Raw genomic sequence first — 15,222 nt, 5'->3', positions numbered from 1 at the left:
AAGAGCCCCGATGGAGCCCCCTTCTCACGTCCCTCGAGACCCGTCGGTGGTGGTCGAGGCTCGCCGACGAGTTCGATAAGCCGCGGCTTTGACGCGGTTGCCGCACTCTTCCATCCCGCACCAGTTACGCCGGGCGCCGCGCGAGCGGTCGAGATAGATACGCGTACAGCCTGCGCGACCGCACTCTTTGAAGACCGCGCCTCGATCAGCCAGCACGGCGATACCACTTCGGGCCAGGTGCGAGAGCACCATGTGCAGATCACCCGAGGTATGTAGCCCCGTGTCGCTGAGTTCAACCGTCAGCATCGGTCCGGACGCCCTACCGTTGATGATCTCAAGACTGGCCGGATCGAAGGGCCGGTCGAGGACTCGATCGAGGGCCAGCGTATAAATCGCCTCCCGCAGCGATAACGCGGACTCGAACGTCGATGCGTCGGCGGCGACACGGTCTGGAAGCCCGTCGCACTCGGCCACCCATTGCTCAAGGTCTGCGGGTATGGCCAGGAGATCGACCGGCCTGTCTCGACGAGTCCCGACGGTGCTGGCCAGATCGAGGGCTGGATTCCCACTGACGAAGACGAATACCACGTCACCATCTTGACCGGTGACGGCCTGCGATGGCAAGGTAGTCACCAGTTAAACTGGTGACGCGAACCGAGCCTGGAGCATGAAATGTCGAGGGTCATCGATATCGAGGTTGTTGTCTTCGACGTTCTCGGCACTCTGGTGGACGAGCCGAGGGGGCTACGAACGGCGATCGCCGACGCGGTACCAGCGTCAACGGGGGCATCGGTCGACGAGTTACTCATCACCTGGCAGCGGCACGTCGAACTCGAACAGCAACGCATCGGGCAAGGCGAGCGCACGTACGCCAACACCGAGATCATCGACCGGGAGGCCGCGGAGCGAGTGTCCGACCTCGCCGGGCTCGGCGATCCGGTGGTCATCGCCCGGCTGGCCACCGCGGCCGAGCGGCTACCTGCCTGGCCGGACTCCGTCGCCGGCCTCAACCGGCTCGCGCAGCAGTTTGCCGTCATCGGGCTCTCGAACGCCAGCCGCAGCACTCTGCTCCGACTCAACACGACGGCCGGCCTTCGCTGGCACCAGATCTTGTCGGCCGAGACCGTCGAGGCATACAAACCGGCGCCGGAGGTCTACCAGCTCGCTATCGACACCGCCGGCTACCCACCCGAACGTGTACTCATGGTGGCCGCCCACGCGTGGGACCTCCGCGGAGCACAGGCGAGCGGGATGCGCACCGCGTACGTCCAGCGGCCGGTCGGAGACCCACCGACGGGCTCGGATGCCTTCGACTGGCAGTTCGACGGACTCGACGAACTCGTCGACGCATTCACAACAAGGTAGTCAACACCGACGGTGACGTCTCGAACCCGCCAGCGGAGGAGGCCGGCGGCTTCTAGTTTCGGTCGGGTGAGTACCAGTCTGGTTACCGAAGGACCCACCGCGGCACACCTCCGCCGCCCAGTGGTGCTGTTCATGTCACTCGCGGCTGCGGTAGGGACGTCGACGATCTATCCGCTCCAGCCGGCTATGGCGGACGTGGCGGACTCGTTGGGTTCGCAGATCGCGGTCATTGGCGTCGCGCTGGCGTTCGGGCCGATCGGGTACATGGTGGGACTTGGTCTCCTTGTCCCGCTCGTCGATCGGTTCTCCCCTGGCCGAGTTCTCGCAGCGCAGTTCGGGGTTCTTGCGGCCGCGTTGACGTTGGCCGCTGCCGCGGGCAACGTCGCGGGGCTGGTTTCGGTTATCGGCGTGGTCGGTGCGTGCTCGGCGGTTGGTGCCGGTCTTAGCTCAATCGCTGGACGGCTGGCACCCCCGCAGCAGCGGTCGACCATCGTGGGAGTGGTCACCGCTGGGATCTCGGCCGGGATCCTCGCCGGCCGGATCGTTGGAGGCTGGCTGGCTGACGGGATCGGCTGGCGCGGAATGCTACTGGTGTTCGCCGCCGCGTGTGCGCTCCTTGCTGTCGGCTGCCTATCGATCATCCGGGCCGGACCCAGCGGAGCCGGACGCGGCTACCTCTCCACTATGCGTTCTCTTCCCGGCCTGTTCGTTCACTACTCGACACTGCGGGTCGCCGCCATCCGCGGGGCGTTGTGGTTCTTCGCTTTCTGCGCGGTGTGGGCCGGGCTTGCAGTGGCTCTCTCGGAGCCCCCGTTTTCGTACTCGCCTGAGCGGATCGGCATGTACGCCCTGGCTGGCCTCTCGGGCATCCTGGCGACGCCGGCAGCGGGTATGTGGACCGACCGGATAGGTGCTCGGCGCGTCATTCTGGCGGGTTTGGCGCTAGCCGGGCTCGCGGCGGCAATCTCGGGCTTCGCGCTGACGAACACTGCACTGACCCTCATCTGTCTGGCCCTATTCGACGCTGGCCTATTCGCTGCGCAAGTAGCCAACCAGAGCACGGTTCTGTCCATCGATCCCGCCGCCCCGGCACGGTTCAATAGCGCATACATGCTGGTGTATTTCGTTGGCGGGAGCCTCGGGACCGCTTTCGGGGCGGCCGCGGTCGGCTGGTTCGGCTGGTCGACCACCGCCGTGATCACGGCGGTGACGATCGGAGTGGCGGGCATGATCACCGTCGGTACACCTGTTCCGCCACGGTGAAGTGGTGCTCGCCACTTGGCGTTTCGATCTCGTCGCTGACCGCGATAGCGAGGTCGGCCGCGGTGATCTGGGATTGCCCGTCGGCATCGGTCAGAAGTCGCGTCGTGCCACGGCGATACGCACCTGTGCGTGGCCCGGGTTCTAGAACGGCGGGCGGGCTCAGGTAGACCCATCCGCGGTACTGATGCTGCATGCAAGCCTGGAGCTGAGCGATACTTGCCCCGGCGACGGCCCGCCACGCGGCCGGCACGTAGGCCGGATCATCAACGACGAGAAGACCTGGATGGCGGGGCGACCGGAGCGGACCCGCACCACCGATCACGAGCACCCGGGTTTCCGTCCGCTCAGCGGCATCGAGGAACCTGGTGGTCGTGGGAGCTAGGAGGTCTTCCTCTCCGGCGGCCAGCCGGATCGTCACGACTGCCACATCGGACTCCGCGAGCACCGGATCGAGAGCGTCGGGGCCGGTTACGTCGAGCCCCAGAACGCTGAGCCGCTCATGGGCAGCGTCGCCGGGTGGTTTGCGAGAGATGGCGGTGACGTCGTGGCCGCGGCTCAGCGCCTCCGCGACGACCGCGCTGCCAGCCATTCCGGTTGCACCGAAGACGGAGATTCTCATCGGTTTTGGTGTCCTTTCTTGGAGTGCGGGGTCATTTGGCCGGCGAGCATGGCCGCGAGAGCCAGGACGAATCCGCCGAGCTGGATGGCGGTGAGAGTCTCACCGAGGAACAAAGCGCCGAGGGTGGCGGCGACGAGCGGGGACAGCAGCCCGAGGAGCGCGGTGGCGGTCACCTGAAGGCGGCGGATACCAGCGAACCAGAGGGTGTAAGCGATGAGCCCTCCGGTTAACCCGAGCCATACGTAACCGCCGACGGCGGCCCCGTCGATGCCGGCCGGGATTCCCTCGAAGTACAGGGTGGGGATGAGCAGAACCAGGCCTCCCGCCGTGAGTTGCCAGCCGGCGAGGGTAAGCGCGCTGACACCTTCGGGCCGCCCCCACCGTTTGGTGAGGACAACACCCGTGCCCATCGACGCGGCACCGGCGAGCCCAGCGAGTACGCCGATCGGGTCGAGCGCCGCGCCCGGGCCGAGCACCACCATACCGACACCGATCACACCGACGACGCCCCAGCTCACCCGCCATTTGGAGAGCCGTTCACCGAGGACCATGACGACGAGGAAGGCGACGAGGATCGGCTGGGTCGCGCCCAAGGTCGCGGCCGCGCCGCCGGGCAGCCGCTCCGCGGCGAGGAACAGGAGGGGGAAGAACAGCCCGATGTTCAGCGTGCCCAACACCGCGATCTTCCACCACCAATCGCCACGCGGCAGGGCCCGCGTGATGAGCAGCGCCAGGATGCCGGCGGGAAGCGCCCGCATCAACCCGGCGAACATCGGGTGTCCGGCGGGCAGCAGTTCGGTCGTCACGATGTATGTGGTGCCCCACACCGCCGGAGCGATGGCGGTCAGTGCGATCAACCCGGACTGCCTGGGGGCGCTGCCGGAAGGAGTTGTCTGGAGAGGTGCCGGAGGTGGCGCCGTCGCGATCGTCATGGATCAATCGTGCAATCAACAGCATTGATGAGTCCAACACATACTTGTCATACTAACTATCTACAGACAAGATAGCTGTATGGAGCTACGACAGTTGCGGTACGTCGTCGCCGTAGCGGAGGAAGCCAACTTCACCCGCGCGGCGGCTCGATCCTTCGTTGTACAGTCGGCGCTCAGCCACCAGATCAAGGCACTGGAGACGGAACTGGGTGTGGCACTGTTCGCACGATCCAGCCGCCGAGTGGAGCTGACGCCGGCCGGCGAGGCGTTCCTGCCCGCAGCGCGGGCGAGTATCGAGGCCGCGGAGCGCGCGGCGGCAGACGCCGCAGCCGTCACCGGCCAGGTGCGGGGCCGGCTGAGAGTAGGAGTGATCCCCACAACAACCGCGATTGATGTGCCCAGTGCGCTCGGCGCGTTCCGGCGGCTGCACCCCGCCGTCCGGATAGCACTGCGCGTCGCCGGCAGCGACACGATAGAAGCCGCCATCTCCGACGGAGACCTCGATGTCGGCATGCTCGGCCTTCCAGAGAATCGTCAGCCGCGCGGAGTCGCCTGGCGGCTCCTGGCCACCGACCGGCATGTCGCCGTGATGAGCCGTGAGCACCCGCTTGCCGAGCGGAGTGAGGTGCAGCTCGTCGACCTCGCGCAGGAGACCTTCGCCGACTTTCCCGCCGGAAGCCCGGGCCGCACCCAAAGCGATCTCGCCTTCGCGGCAGCAGGTATCCATCGCGACGTGGAGTTCGAGGCGATGGCCGTCGATCTCATGATCGGGCTGGTCCGGCAGAACCTCGCCGTCACTCTCCTGCCATCCAGATACGCGCCGGCCGAACCCGCACTCGTCACCATCCCGATCACCGACGGTCCGTCCCGCGCCGAATACCTCGCCTGGAGCGACTTCAACCCCAGCGCAGCCGCACGTGCCTTCCTCGACACCATCGAATAGATCGCGCGAACGGATGAAACGTCTCCGGGCGCCACCTTCGGATCGGCGTTGTCGATCATCGATGGGTCTCGTCGGAGACCCCGTGTCGTCGCCTGTGCCTTCATCGCAGGGATCAGCTCGGCCCTGTTCAACACCCTCGTCATCACCACGATCCAGCGTCGTGTACCACCCGAATCGCTCTCCCGCGTCATGTCCTACGTCACCTTCGGCGCCTACAGCGTCGGCCCCATCGGATTGGCTATCGCCGGCCCTATCGCGGAAGCAACAAGCATCGCCGTTGTCCTCGGCGCCGGAGTGACGTGCCAGCTCATCGTCAACTCGATCGTCCTCGCCGTCCGCTCGGTGCGTACCTTCCGCTCATGAAGGCCCGCGCAACGCATCCAACGCCGTCAGTGCTGGATAGGTCCCCCTCAGCGGCAACCGGTACCGGTAGTAACACGCCCAGTAGCTGACCGCCCGGCATTCGGTCAGCTCGAGGAACGACGGGTTGTCCGCCAGGAAGGTCGCGATGTTCCGGCGCAACACAGGGCGTCCGGGCAGCACGTCCAGGACGAAGGTCTCGACGTCACGACAGATCTCGATGACGTACTCCCCGAGCAGCTGAACGACGAACGGAACCACCCACGCTTCATCCGAGGAAAACACGTGAGCCAACCACCGCTGACGTACGAAGCCGTTGTGCTGCCGGGTGTACAGGCACGCCAGCACGGTGCGTTCGGCATCGTTCAATCCCGCGAGGAACTCCTCGGGAGGTTCCGGATGGTAGATCCGGATGGGAATGACGACGGGTTCACCCATCACCCTGAGCTGGGGCCACTGCCCGGCCTGGCTCGTCGCCACCGAGCCGACGGGTTCCAGTCGAGCCGGGGGCAGCCCGGCGGCGACCCGAGCCGCCACGCTGGCCAGGTGCTTCGGGAACGCCCGAACAAGCGTGTCACTCACAACCCGATGATCTCGCGGCGCAGGTCGGCGGTGCCAGCCTATTGATCCAGAGCGTCAGTTGTCCGCCGAGTGGATCGTCGCCGCCACAAGGACCACCTACGTCGACGCGGTGGATTAGTGGAATCAACAGGTGCGACATTGGCCTTGACGGAACTGAGCAGTCCGCCGTGGCTTGACGCCACCCGGCTATTCCCGTCTGCGGCGGCCGACGAGGGTCAACCCAAGGCGGCGATCTTTCGCGCCAGCAGGTTCCGCTCACGTTCGTTCCCGCAGAGGTCGATAGCGCGGTCGAACTCGCGCCGCGCGTCGTCCGGTCGCCCCAGACGGGACAGCAACTCGCCACGGACGCTTGGCAACAGGTGTGAGCCGGTCAGGCTACCGCTGTCGGCCAGCTCATCGACGCGCTGCAGCGCGGCGGCCGGGCCCTGCGACATCGAGATCGCCACGGCCTGGTTCAGCCTGATGATCGGAGCAGGGGTCAGCTGGCACAACATCTCGTAGAGCCGGACGATCCGCTCCCAGTCGGTGGCCTCCACCGAGGGTGCCACCGCATGACACTCGGCGATCAACGCTTGCAGGCCGTACGCTCCGATCCCGTTGCCCACGCGTTGGGCTTGCGCCAGAGCGGCACGCCCGCGTCGGATCCCCCCGTGGTCCCAGCGCCGTCGATCTTGATCTTCCAAGAGCACAGGTTCACCGTCGTCGCCAGTACGTGCGGGGAACCGGGCCGCGGTGAGTTCGAGCAGCGCGAGCAGGCCATACGTCTCCGGCTGTTCAGGCACCAACCTCGCCAGAATCCGCGCCAGGCGGACCGCCTCACGGGCCAGATCCGGACGTATCCAGTCATCTCCCGACGTGGCAGTCGACCCCTCGGTGAAGATCACGTAGAGAACGCTCAGCACCGAGCCAAGCCGGCGTCGACGCTCGTCGGCCGGCGGGATATCGAACGGCACCTTGGCCGCGGCGAGAGTCTTCTTCGCCCGGGTGATGCGCGCTTGCACCGTGGCTGTTGGAATGAGGAACGCTCTGGCGATCTCGTCACTGTTGAGACCACCGAGTACCCGGAGGGTGAGTGCAACTTGCGACTCCCGCGACAACACCGGGTGACACGCCAGGAACATCAGCGCCAGTTGATCGTCATCGATGCGATCGGGGTCCCACAATAGGTCGCTGTCCGGCCGGGATGCCCCCGCGGACACTCCGGTCCGGCCTGAGGCGACGCCGCCCTCACCCAGCTCACGGGCGAGGGCGGCGTACCGTTCGTCGAGTGCGGAGCGGCGGCGGAAGGCGTCGATCGCCCGCCGACGGCCCACGGTGAGCAGCCAACCGGCAGGGTTGCGTGGCACACCTTCCCGAGGCCAGGTGACAAGCGCCTCGGCCAGCGCCTCCTGCGCCAGATCCTCAGCCATCGGGAAGTCACCGGTGTACCGGGCCAGTGTGCCGACGATGCGCGCCGACTCGATGCGCCACACAGCCTCTACGGCCTTGCGGCCGCTACCGGATGGGGTCACCGCTGGCCGGTCGATTCCCGCCACGCACGCTCCTTCTGGATCCACTCGTTGTCCTGCGGAAACTCGTCGATACTCGTCACCCGACGGATCTCGGTCTTCATGCCGGGGCCAGTCATGGGGGCCCGTTTGGCCCACGCGACAGCTTCTTCTTTGGAGGCGACGTCGAGGATCCAGAACCCACCGAAGAGCTCTTTGGTCTCGCCATACGGCCCATCGGTAACAACAGGTGGTTCGGAAGAGAAGTCGACGACGACACCTTCGGCCGCATCGTCGAGGCCTTCCGCGGCCACGAGAACGCCGGCCGAGATCATCTCGTCATTGAACCGGCCCATGGCCTCGAGGATCTCGTCGAAGTCGACGTCCTGGAATGCCGCGTATGCCTCGTCGGTCGCCCGCATGATCAGCATGTACTTCACGGTTGCCTCCTACGTTGCAGGTCCTCTTTCGGACCCTCTCACCCTCAGGTCGAACGGCGGAACTCCAGAATCGACATCACGTACAGAATTTTTTCCGCCGTACCACCGGGCTGTGCTTTCAACGCGCCAACCGCCGACGACGTACCTGGTAGAGCCCAACCAACACAACAACAAGAACAGCACCTCCGAGCAGCCACGGGATCCACGGCACCCAGGTGAACCGCGCGGACGGCGGCTCCGCTGTCCGCACGTCGGCATCCAGGAAGACCGTCGGCACGAGGGCCGACCACACGGCTATCTCTGTCGACGTGTGGACTTGCCTGACGATGGTCTCACTCGACACCTCGGGAAGGTCCGAGACATCGAATCGGACAAAGCGCGTCCCGCGATCCGAGTGGGGGATGAGCCCCAGTAGTCCGGTTTCGCCCCAGCCCAGAAGGCTGCCTCCACCCAGACCGCCAAGCTCGACGGTGCCCAGGTGGCTACCCGTCGTTGTGGCGAACACCTCGAGAGAATGTGGGTTATATCCGTCGGGCGGAACGTTATCGTCTCCCACAGCCCACACGGCGACGGACTCACCATCCGGTGAGAAGGCCGCCGCTTGGTGCGCCCCGACGGCTAGTCCTTCCACAAGCAGCTCCGGCGTTGACATCTCAAGCGTGGCCTGTGCCGGACCGTCGCTGCGGGCAACAACCAGGTCTCCGTAGTCTCCGGCCCAGCGCAGCTCCAGCCGGCCGTCCCGCGACACCGCCAGTGGTGTGCCGTGGGCGCGTATACGCCACTCGCCAGCATGGCTGTCGAGAACCGCGTCGCGATCGTCGGCGCGGTAGGCCCCCTCGTCGAGCCATTGGGTCACCACCGCCACCTGAACCAGCAGCTCCCGGCTATCCGGTGCCCACGTCAGCCGTTCAATACTGCCGCCCGACGGCAGGTCGGGCACCTCGAACCTCTCGGTGCGCCCGCTGACCAGGTCGGTGATGAGCACACTCGGCCCGTCATCCGGGTCGGGATAGGAATCAGCTGATGCTGCCAGCCGAGTGCCGTCCGGCGATAGGGCGACCCGGTCTCCGCGGCCATCCAACTCACGGACCGCCCGGACGACGTCCCGTTCCGCACCGACGACAAGCGGAATATACGACGACGTGGACCACAACCCGGTCCTGATCGGTGCTGCCCCCCAATACACCACGGCGGCGGGGCCACCCAGTGGATCGTCCCGGAGGTCGGGGATGTCACGCGGCGCATCGAACAGACGGTCCGGCAGGGTGGCTTCCGTCGGTGTGGGGCCGGCCGGCGGTGGTGCGTCGCTCGACAACTGGGGCACCCCGCCCAGCACCAAGGCCGCGACCAGCATCCCGGCGCCGACGAGTGCCCCCACTACCTGAATCTGCCGGCGTCGTCGCACCCGGCGACCCCGCGCCCACGGGTCCGTGGTCAGATCGAACGGCGGAGCCGAGTCCGCCGCCTCCCGTAATGCGGTGCGCAGCCGTGTACTCATGGGGTCATCTCCAGGTCGGCTAACTCCGGCGCCAGCGTCCTCAGCCGCGCCAGCGCGTACCGCGTCTGAGATCGCACCGTCCCGATGGACACGTTCAGCAGTTCCGCGGCCTGTGACTCGCTGAGGTCCTCGTAGTAGCGCAGCACCAACACCGCCCGCTGTTTCGGAGTCAGCTTGGCCAGCGCCTGCTCGAGGGTGACCCGCATGGGCACGTCGACGACGTGCTCCAGCTGGTCCGCCGGCGCCGACTCCAACACCTCGGTGAGCTTGCGGCGCCGCCACCACGAAACATGTTCGGTGTAGAGGATCCGCCGCACGTATGGCTCCGGGTCCCCCTGCGCGACGATCCGTTCCCAACGCATGGCGGCTTTGGACAGTGCGGTCTGAACGAGGTCTTCGGCGAGGTGAACGTCGCCGACCAGCAACCATGCTGTCCGTTTCAACGCCGGCAGCCGCGCGCCGACGTAGGCACGGAAAGACTCTTCCACCTGGTCCACAGTCGCCTCCGGCCGCACCGAGCTTCTGTAGTGTTCCACGTTCACGGGCACCCGGATCTATGGAACGGACGGGGCGGACAACGGAAACCCGGCCCCCGGCCCACCTCAGGACCGCTCCGGCCACAGCCGGTTTCCGCCGACACCCCGACTTCCTCGAACGCGCCGTGGCATAGGCGGGCGCCTACACTGCGCAACGTGAACTCGTCTGAGACGTTGAGCGGCCTGCCCCACCGGGAGGCGGCCGGGCGGCTGCTAGCCAGCGGTTGGAGTGTGTGCGGCCTGGGTGACTGGGCGACGGTGTGGCGGTCCCCGGACGGTACGCAGGTCGCTCGGATCAGCCCATTCGAGCCGGCGTATGGCGTCTTCGTGGCGCTATGCCACGGCCTCGACGGGAACCCCATGCTGCCCCGGATCGACCTCGACGTCGCGTTGGGGGGCGGAGGTCGCCTGACGGTGATGGAGTTCCTCTTACCGGTGAGCGCGGAGGAGGCCGGCGCGGTAGCGCAGCGCTGGACCGACGCGTCGCCGGGTGATCCGATCACTCAGGTGCGCCACGAGGCTGAACGTCTCGACGCGGAGGCGGCAACGTCGGTCCCGTTCTGGGGCGGACTCGACCACAACCCGAACAACGTCATGAAGAACGTCCATGGCGAGTTCAAACTCGTGGATCTCTTCTACGCGGCAGGCCTTGAGATCTACCGGGTGTTGCTGGAGGATCCGGCGACGATCGCCAACCGTTTCGCGCCGCACCAGCGCGAGTACATCTGCGATATCGCCGCTATCTCGCGGATGTCGACACCGGAGGAGATCGCCCGACTCCAATCTGCGGCGGCGAGCATCACCTGACCTGTGGCCGACGCCGGGCTCCGACGGTGCCTGAGTCTCGACCCGGCGGGGGCGACCACACTGGTCACCCGCCGGCCGGTGAACCTCGGCGGCAGAGCTGTGTCGACGAACCGCCCGTCGCCAGGTGGCACACACGTACCATCGGAGATGTGAAAGGCATCGCACAGGGGGACGGTGTCGGCGGCCCAACAGCTCCGTCGACCATCAACGACGCCGCCGAGGTCGTCGCCGAGTTCCGCCAACTGAGAGACGAGTTCTCCCGCTTCATGCTGTCCTACAAGTTCGGGATGGACGAGATCACGACCAAGTTGCGGATCCTGCAGGAGGAGTTTCGGCTCATCCACTCGTACAACCCCATCGAACACGTGTCGTCCCGGCTCAAGACGCCCGAGAGTGTGCTGGACAAGGTCCGCCGCAAGGGGTGTGAGCCGACCTTCGAACGCATCCGCGAGGAGATCACCGATATCGCCGGTGTCCGCGTCACGTGCTCGTTCGTGTCGGACGCCTTCCGGGTCTTCGACCTGTTGACCGGGCAACGCGACGTCGACGTGGTCACGGTCAAGGACTACATCAGCAACCCCAAAGACAACGGGTATCGCAGCCTGCACGCGATCGTCGAGATCCCGGTCTTTCTGTCCGCCGGACCAACGGCGGTACGGGTGGAGGTCCAGTTCCGCACCATCGCCATGGATTTCTGGGCCAGCCTCGAACACAAGATCTACTACAAGTACGACAAACACGTTCCCGGCGAGCTTCTCACCGGCCTACGCGAGGCAGCGGTGACAGCGGCCAAACTCGACGAAGACATGGAGGAGCTGCACCGGGAGATCCACGGTGATCGCCATCAGCTACCTGCCGAACCGAGCGGCGGTGGGCTCGAACTGTCGGAGGAAGTGGTCGTTCAACTGCTCCGGCAACGAGCTGCGCTGCGGGCCGCCGTGAATACACCTTGAGTTAGCAGGTCGGCCGGACCTACCGTGAGCCCGTGGCTGATCTCGAACGTGAAGTCGACGGCGTCGCGGCTGAACGCGGCTTCTCCGGGGTCGTCCGGGCTGATCGAGGTGGCATCGTCCAGTTCGCCAAGGCGTATGGTCTCGCGCACCGCGGCTACGGCATCCCCAACACCCTCAACACCCGGTTCGGCACCGCCAGCGGTTCGAAGGGACTGACCGCACTGGCCGTCATTGGCCTGATCGACCTCGGGTTGCTGGAGCTGGGCACAACGGCCCGTTCGGTGCTGGGCGCCGACCTTCCACTCATCGACGACGCGGTCACGGTGGAACACCTGCTCGCTCACCGGTCCGGGATCGGCGACTATCTGGACGAAAACTCCGACCTCGACGTCAACGACTACCTGATGCCGGTACCCGTGCAGCACCTTGCCACCACCGAGCAGTTCCTGGCAGTGCTCGATGGCTACCCGATGCAGTTCACGCCAGGCGAACAGTTCGCATACTGCAACGGCGGATACGTTGTGCTGGCCCTGATCGCCGAACGGGTGAGCGGTGAGCCGTATCACGATCTCGTGGCCCGCACCGTCTGTGCGCCCGCCGGGATGACCGACACCGCGTTCCTACGGTCCGATGAACCAGCAGAACGCACCGCCATGGGTTATGTGCCCATGGACGGCACCTGGCGGACCAACGTGTTCCACCTTCCAGTACGAGGCACCGGCGATGGCGGCGCCTATACGACGGTGGCCGACTTCAGCGCCTTCTGGCCGGCCCTCATGGCCGGTCGGATCGTCCCCCGCGGGTGGGTGGACGAGATGATACGCCCACGCAGTTTGGTCCCCGAAGAATCGATGCGATACGGCCTGGGGTTCTGGCTGCACGAGTCGAACGACGCCGTCATGCTGGTGGGTTACGACTCCGGTGTCTCGTTCAAGAGCCTGCACCAGCCGTCCACCGGCCTCACCTACACCGTCGTCTCCAACACCGCCGGCGGCATCTGGCCGGTGGCGAGCCGGCTGGACGCGCTTCTCCTGTCCTAGGGCTATATCACCCAGGGCCGTCGAGTACGGTGCGCAGGGTGGCGGCGAACTCGTCCGGCTTCCCGGTCATGCCGTACTCACCACCGGCAAATCCAGCGTGGTCGCCGGGGAAGGTCGTGATCGGGATGCCGAGCCGGTTGGCCACTTCCTCGGCCGACCGGCGAGCCATCTGCCCGCCGGACTCGGCCCCGGCAGCAACGACGACCCGGGTCGAGGCCTCTCGTACGGCGTCGAAGTCGTGAACGTGGTGGGTACACGACACCATGTTCTGGCCGACGAGTGGATCGTCCCGAGAGCCGTCGTCGTCGGTTGGCAAACCGAAGTCGGCCGGATTGGGCGCGGGCCGGTCGAGGTATTCCGCCGAGAAGGGGCCATCATGGCTGGCCAATGCGATGAACTTCGCCATCGCCGGGCCGAAACCACTACGCAGGTATGTCTCGTGGACGTCTCGGCTGGCGGCCAACACGTGTTCGCGGTCCGGCAGCACCTGAGCGGCGGGGGGTTCGTGTGCCACCAGAGTGCGCACCTGCTCGGGATGGCGGGCGACGAGGACCAACGCGTTGACGGCGCCACCACTGCTGGCGAAGATATCGACCGATCCGGCGTTCAGCGCCGAGATCAGCTGGTGGAGGTCGTCGGCGTGTTCAACCGGCGTGGACTCTTTGGCGTCGTCGGTCCGCCTGCTCCGCTCCACGCCACGGGGGTCGTAGGTGACGACGGTGCGATCGGCGAAGTGTCCGGCGAGCGTGGCGAAGCCCGCTGCACCCATGGGTGAACCGATCAGCAACAGCACCGGTGTGGTGCTGTTGTCGTTGCTCCGGACGTCGTAGTGCAATACGGCGCCGGGCACATCGAGATTGTGTGTCTTCGCATCAGCCATGATTACTCCTCCGGTTCTGACCTACCCAACGAATCAGACATGTCACGGCTCAAGAACTCATCGGTGAATCGGCCACCCTTGGGTCCTCGATCACCCTGACGTCGTCCATGCGTCGACCCTGCCACCGAAAAGAAATACTGTCAAGACAGTACATTTTTTCGGCGCCGAGACTGCGCGGATCTGCTGTCCTGACCCTGACCAGCGGAACCGGGCGCGCCCAGCTCGCGTCAGATCAGTGCCGGGCATCGGCCCGGTACCACCCGAACGGAGCCCTGATATGCAGACCAACCGAGCTGTGCTCATCGTCCCTGTCATCGGCTTGTTGGCCGCCGCATGTGGTTCCCAGGGAGCCGACGCAACCACCTCACAAGCGCCGTCCTGTGCGGAGATCACCGCGTTCGCCGATCGGATCACCGATGTCGGGATCATGTATGACTACCAGCCATCCGACTCCCCTCAAGATCTGGCCGACGACACCGACGTGGCGTTCGCCGGAGTATTAACCGGCGGGTTCGACGAAGGGCCGAGCGACGCCGCGGGCGACGAAAGCATCGCGTACGTGGCCTTCGAGATCGAGGTCACCGAGGTCGCCACCGGCGAGACCGTGGCCACCGGCGACGTGGTGTCCGTCGCCGTCGACTACAGCCCAGCGGCGGTCGACGCCGACGAGTTCGAGCAGGCCATCGCCGCTGGGGCACCGGTAGTGGTGTTCGCCAACTCGACGAACGACGACCGTGGTCTCGTCGCCGCGATCGAAGGCCTCATGACCGCCTGCACCGGCGAGGCCCCCATCGGACTGCGCGGCACCATCGGGGCCTGGACGGACATCCAAACGCTCGACGAGGTGCTCGAGTTCGGCCGGTCCGACGCGTAACCGCGGGCGGCACGGGGTGACCCGCGGCGTCGGAGACGCCATCACCGGCGACGCTGGTCCGCCTCCGTGGCGACCCGTTCCAGGCGGTCGCGATAATCCTGCCACCAGGACTCGTCCCCCGGAATCATGTTGTCATTGTCCGGCCGTAAACCCACCACCCCATCGATCATTTCCCGGACGATGTCGGCGTGCCCGGCGTGCCGGTTGGTCTCGGCGATCAGGTGGATCAGCACCCGGTGCAGCGTGACCTGCCGGCGCTCCTCGGGCCACCACGGCACCGCGCCCCCGGCGTCGAGTGTCAGTGCTGCGATGGTGGCGTCACCATGAGCCCACACCTTCCGGTAAACCCCGACGATGTACTCCCGGGACTCGTCCGCGGTCGCCCACATGTCGGCGTCGGGTGGGGCATCCAGATCGAACCACGGAACCAACTCTGGAAACGGCCGGCCGAAGGTGGGCCCCAGATACCCGAACTCCACCGACGCCAGATGTTTGACCAGGCCGAGGAGGTTGGTGCCTGTGGGGGTCATCGGCCGCCGGATCTGGTACTCGGAGAGCCCGTCCAGCTTCCACACCATCGCATCACGTGCGATCTGCAGGTAGCGCTGTAGCTCGCCTTTGGGATCCGGATCGTTCATCATGC

Annotated in this window: 18 protein-coding genes; 8 read left to right on the top strand and 10 right to left on the bottom strand. The window is 66.2% G+C overall.

Annotation, left to right across the window (positions count from 1 at the left end):
• Positions 1–24: 24 nt before the first annotated feature.
• Positions 25–588: an ABATE domain-containing protein gene (locus G8760_RS15080; protein ID WP_166352766.1), complete on the bottom strand. Its 564-nt coding sequence runs from the start codon at positions 586–588 to the stop codon at positions 25–27.
• A gap of 84 nt (positions 589–672) precedes the next feature.
• Here G8760_RS15080 and G8760_RS15075 point away from each other — a divergent pair, with 84 nt between their 5' ends.
• Positions 673–1,365, top strand: coding sequence for a haloacid dehalogenase type II (locus G8760_RS15075; protein WP_166352529.1), 693 nt, complete (start codon positions 673–675; stop codon positions 1,363–1,365).
• A gap of 66 nt (positions 1,366–1,431) precedes the next feature.
• A complete protein-coding gene (locus G8760_RS15070) occupies positions 1,432–2,628 on the top strand; it encodes an MFS transporter (RefSeq protein ID WP_246222555.1) in 1,197 nt (398 codons plus the stop codon).
• On the opposite strand, the gene G8760_RS15065 is transcribed toward G8760_RS15070, so the two are convergent.
• Positions 2,597–3,247, bottom strand: coding sequence for an NAD(P)-dependent oxidoreductase (locus tag G8760_RS15065; protein WP_166352527.1), 651 nt, complete (start codon positions 3,245–3,247; stop codon positions 2,597–2,599). The genes G8760_RS15070 and G8760_RS15065 overlap by 32 nt on opposite strands.
• Positions 3,244–4,179, bottom strand: coding sequence for an EamA family transporter (locus G8760_RS15060; RefSeq protein WP_166352525.1), 936 nt, complete (start codon positions 4,177–4,179; stop codon positions 3,244–3,246). Before G8760_RS15060 ends, G8760_RS15065 begins: the two co-directional genes overlap by 4 nt.
• A gap of 79 nt (positions 4,180–4,258) precedes the next feature.
• On the opposite strand from G8760_RS15060, the gene G8760_RS15055 reads away from it, so the two are divergent.
• Together G8760_RS15055 and G8760_RS15050 are read left to right on the top strand one after the other, a co-directional pair.
• Complete coding sequence (locus tag G8760_RS15055; protein WP_166352523.1) at positions 4,259–5,122, top strand: LysR family transcriptional regulator; 864 nt, start codon at positions 4,259–4,261, stop codon at positions 5,120–5,122.
• Positions 5,123–5,170: 48 nt separating this feature from the next.
• On the top strand, positions 5,171–5,485 hold the full coding sequence (locus G8760_RS15050; RefSeq protein WP_166352521.1) for an MFS transporter: 315 nt from the start codon (positions 5,171–5,173) through the stop codon (positions 5,483–5,485).
• Here the strand turns inward: G8760_RS15050 and G8760_RS15045 are convergent.
• The 5 genes from G8760_RS15045 to G8760_RS15025 all read right to left on the bottom strand — a co-directional run bounded on the left by G8760_RS15045 (position 5,480) and on the right by G8760_RS15025 (position 10,025).
• Complete coding sequence (locus tag G8760_RS15045; RefSeq protein WP_166352519.1) at positions 5,480–6,064, bottom strand: hypothetical protein; 585 nt, start codon at positions 6,062–6,064, stop codon at positions 5,480–5,482. The genes G8760_RS15050 and G8760_RS15045 overlap by 6 nt on opposite strands.
• A 215-nt stretch (positions 6,065–6,279) precedes the next feature.
• Entirely contained in the window at positions 6,280–7,599 is a 1,320-nt protein-coding gene (locus G8760_RS15040; RefSeq protein ID WP_246222554.1) for an RNA polymerase sigma factor, read from the bottom strand.
• Positions 7,572–7,991 carry a YciI family protein gene (locus tag G8760_RS15035; RefSeq protein ID WP_166352515.1) on the bottom strand — a complete coding sequence of 140 codons (420 nt, stop codon included), beginning with the start codon at positions 7,989–7,991 and terminating at the stop codon, positions 7,572–7,574. The genes G8760_RS15040 and G8760_RS15035 overlap by 28 nt, the downstream gene beginning before the upstream one ends.
• A gap of 118 nt (positions 7,992–8,109) precedes the next feature.
• Entirely contained in the window at positions 8,110–9,489 is a 1,380-nt protein-coding gene (locus tag G8760_RS15030; RefSeq protein WP_166352513.1) for a hypothetical protein, read from the bottom strand.
• Positions 9,486–10,025: a SigE family RNA polymerase sigma factor gene (locus G8760_RS15025; RefSeq protein ID WP_207782374.1), complete on the bottom strand. Its 540-nt coding sequence runs from the start codon at positions 10,023–10,025 to the stop codon at positions 9,486–9,488. Before G8760_RS15025 ends, G8760_RS15030 begins: the two co-directional genes overlap by 4 nt.
• Positions 10,026–10,181: 156 nt before the next feature.
• Between G8760_RS15025 and G8760_RS15020 the strand changes: the two genes are divergently transcribed.
• The 3 genes from G8760_RS15020 to G8760_RS15010 all read left to right on the top strand — a co-directional run bounded on the left by G8760_RS15020 (position 10,182) and on the right by G8760_RS15010 (position 12,825).
• A complete protein-coding gene (locus G8760_RS15020) occupies positions 10,182–10,832 on the top strand; it encodes a hypothetical protein (RefSeq protein ID WP_166352511.1) in 651 nt (216 codons plus the stop codon).
• 266 nt (positions 10,833–11,098) lie between these two features.
• Positions 11,099–11,785, top strand: coding sequence for a GTP pyrophosphokinase family protein (locus tag G8760_RS15015; protein WP_166352759.1), 687 nt, complete (start codon positions 11,099–11,101; stop codon positions 11,783–11,785).
• 32 nt (positions 11,786–11,817) lie between these two features.
• Positions 11,818–12,825 (top strand): serine hydrolase domain-containing protein, encoded by a 1,008-nt coding sequence (locus G8760_RS15010; protein ID WP_166352509.1) that lies wholly within the window; start codon positions 11,818–11,820, stop codon positions 12,823–12,825.
• A gap of 7 nt (positions 12,826–12,832) precedes the next feature.
• On the opposite strand, the gene G8760_RS15005 is transcribed toward G8760_RS15010, so the two are convergent.
• Complete coding sequence (locus G8760_RS15005) at positions 12,833–13,705, bottom strand: alpha/beta fold hydrolase (protein WP_166352507.1); 873 nt, start codon at positions 13,703–13,705, stop codon at positions 12,833–12,835.
• Between the two features lie 277 nt (positions 13,706–13,982).
• Between G8760_RS15005 and G8760_RS15000 the strand changes: the two genes are divergently transcribed.
• Positions 13,983–14,579: a hypothetical protein gene (locus tag G8760_RS15000; RefSeq protein ID WP_166352505.1), complete on the top strand. Its 597-nt coding sequence runs from the start codon at positions 13,983–13,985 to the stop codon at positions 14,577–14,579.
• A gap of 41 nt (positions 14,580–14,620) precedes the next feature.
• Here G8760_RS15000 and G8760_RS14995 read toward each other — a convergent pair whose 3' ends face one another.
• Positions 14,621–15,217, bottom strand: a complete 597-nt coding sequence (locus tag G8760_RS14995) for a DinB family protein (RefSeq protein WP_166352503.1) — start codon at positions 15,215–15,217, stop codon at positions 14,621–14,623.
• Positions 15,218–15,222 lie beyond the last annotated feature (5 nt).

The organism is Phytoactinopolyspora limicola, assembly GCF_011320225.1.
GTDB lineage: Bacteria > Actinomycetota > Actinomycetes > Jiangellales > Jiangellaceae > Phytoactinopolyspora > Phytoactinopolyspora limicola.
The sequence above is the reverse complement of the archived record's forward strand: the minus strand, read 5'-3'. Positions and strand labels throughout refer to the sequence as shown.

Coding starts and splice junctions, on each gene's coding strand:
- G8760_RS15075 (WP_166352529.1), top strand. CDS start 673: ATGTCGAGGGTCATCGATATCGAGGTTGTTGTCTTCGACGTTCTCGGC.
- G8760_RS15065 (WP_166352527.1), bottom strand. CDS start 3,247: ATGAGAATCTCCGTCTTCGGTGCAACCGGAATGGCTGGCAGCGCGGTC.
- G8760_RS15060 (WP_166352525.1), bottom strand. CDS start 4,179: ATGACGATCGCGACGGCGCCACCTCCGGCACCTCTCCAGACAACTCCT.
- G8760_RS15055 (WP_166352523.1), top strand. CDS start 4,259: ATGGAGCTACGACAGTTGCGGTACGTCGTCGCCGTAGCGGAGGAAGCC.
- G8760_RS15030 (WP_166352513.1), bottom strand. CDS start 9,489: ATGAGTACACGGCTGCGCACCGCATTACGGGAGGCGGCGGACTCGGCT.
- G8760_RS15015 (WP_166352759.1), top strand. CDS start 11,099: ATGCTGTCCTACAAGTTCGGGATGGACGAGATCACGACCAAGTTGCGG.
- G8760_RS15005 (WP_166352507.1), bottom strand. CDS start 13,705: ATGGCTGATGCGAAGACACACAATCTCGATGTGCCCGGCGCCGTATTG.
- G8760_RS15000 (WP_166352505.1), top strand. CDS start 13,983: ATGCAGACCAACCGAGCTGTGCTCATCGTCCCTGTCATCGGCTTGTTG.
- G8760_RS14995 (WP_166352503.1), bottom strand. CDS start 15,217: ATGAACGATCCGGATCCCAAAGGCGAGCTACAGCGCTACCTGCAGATC.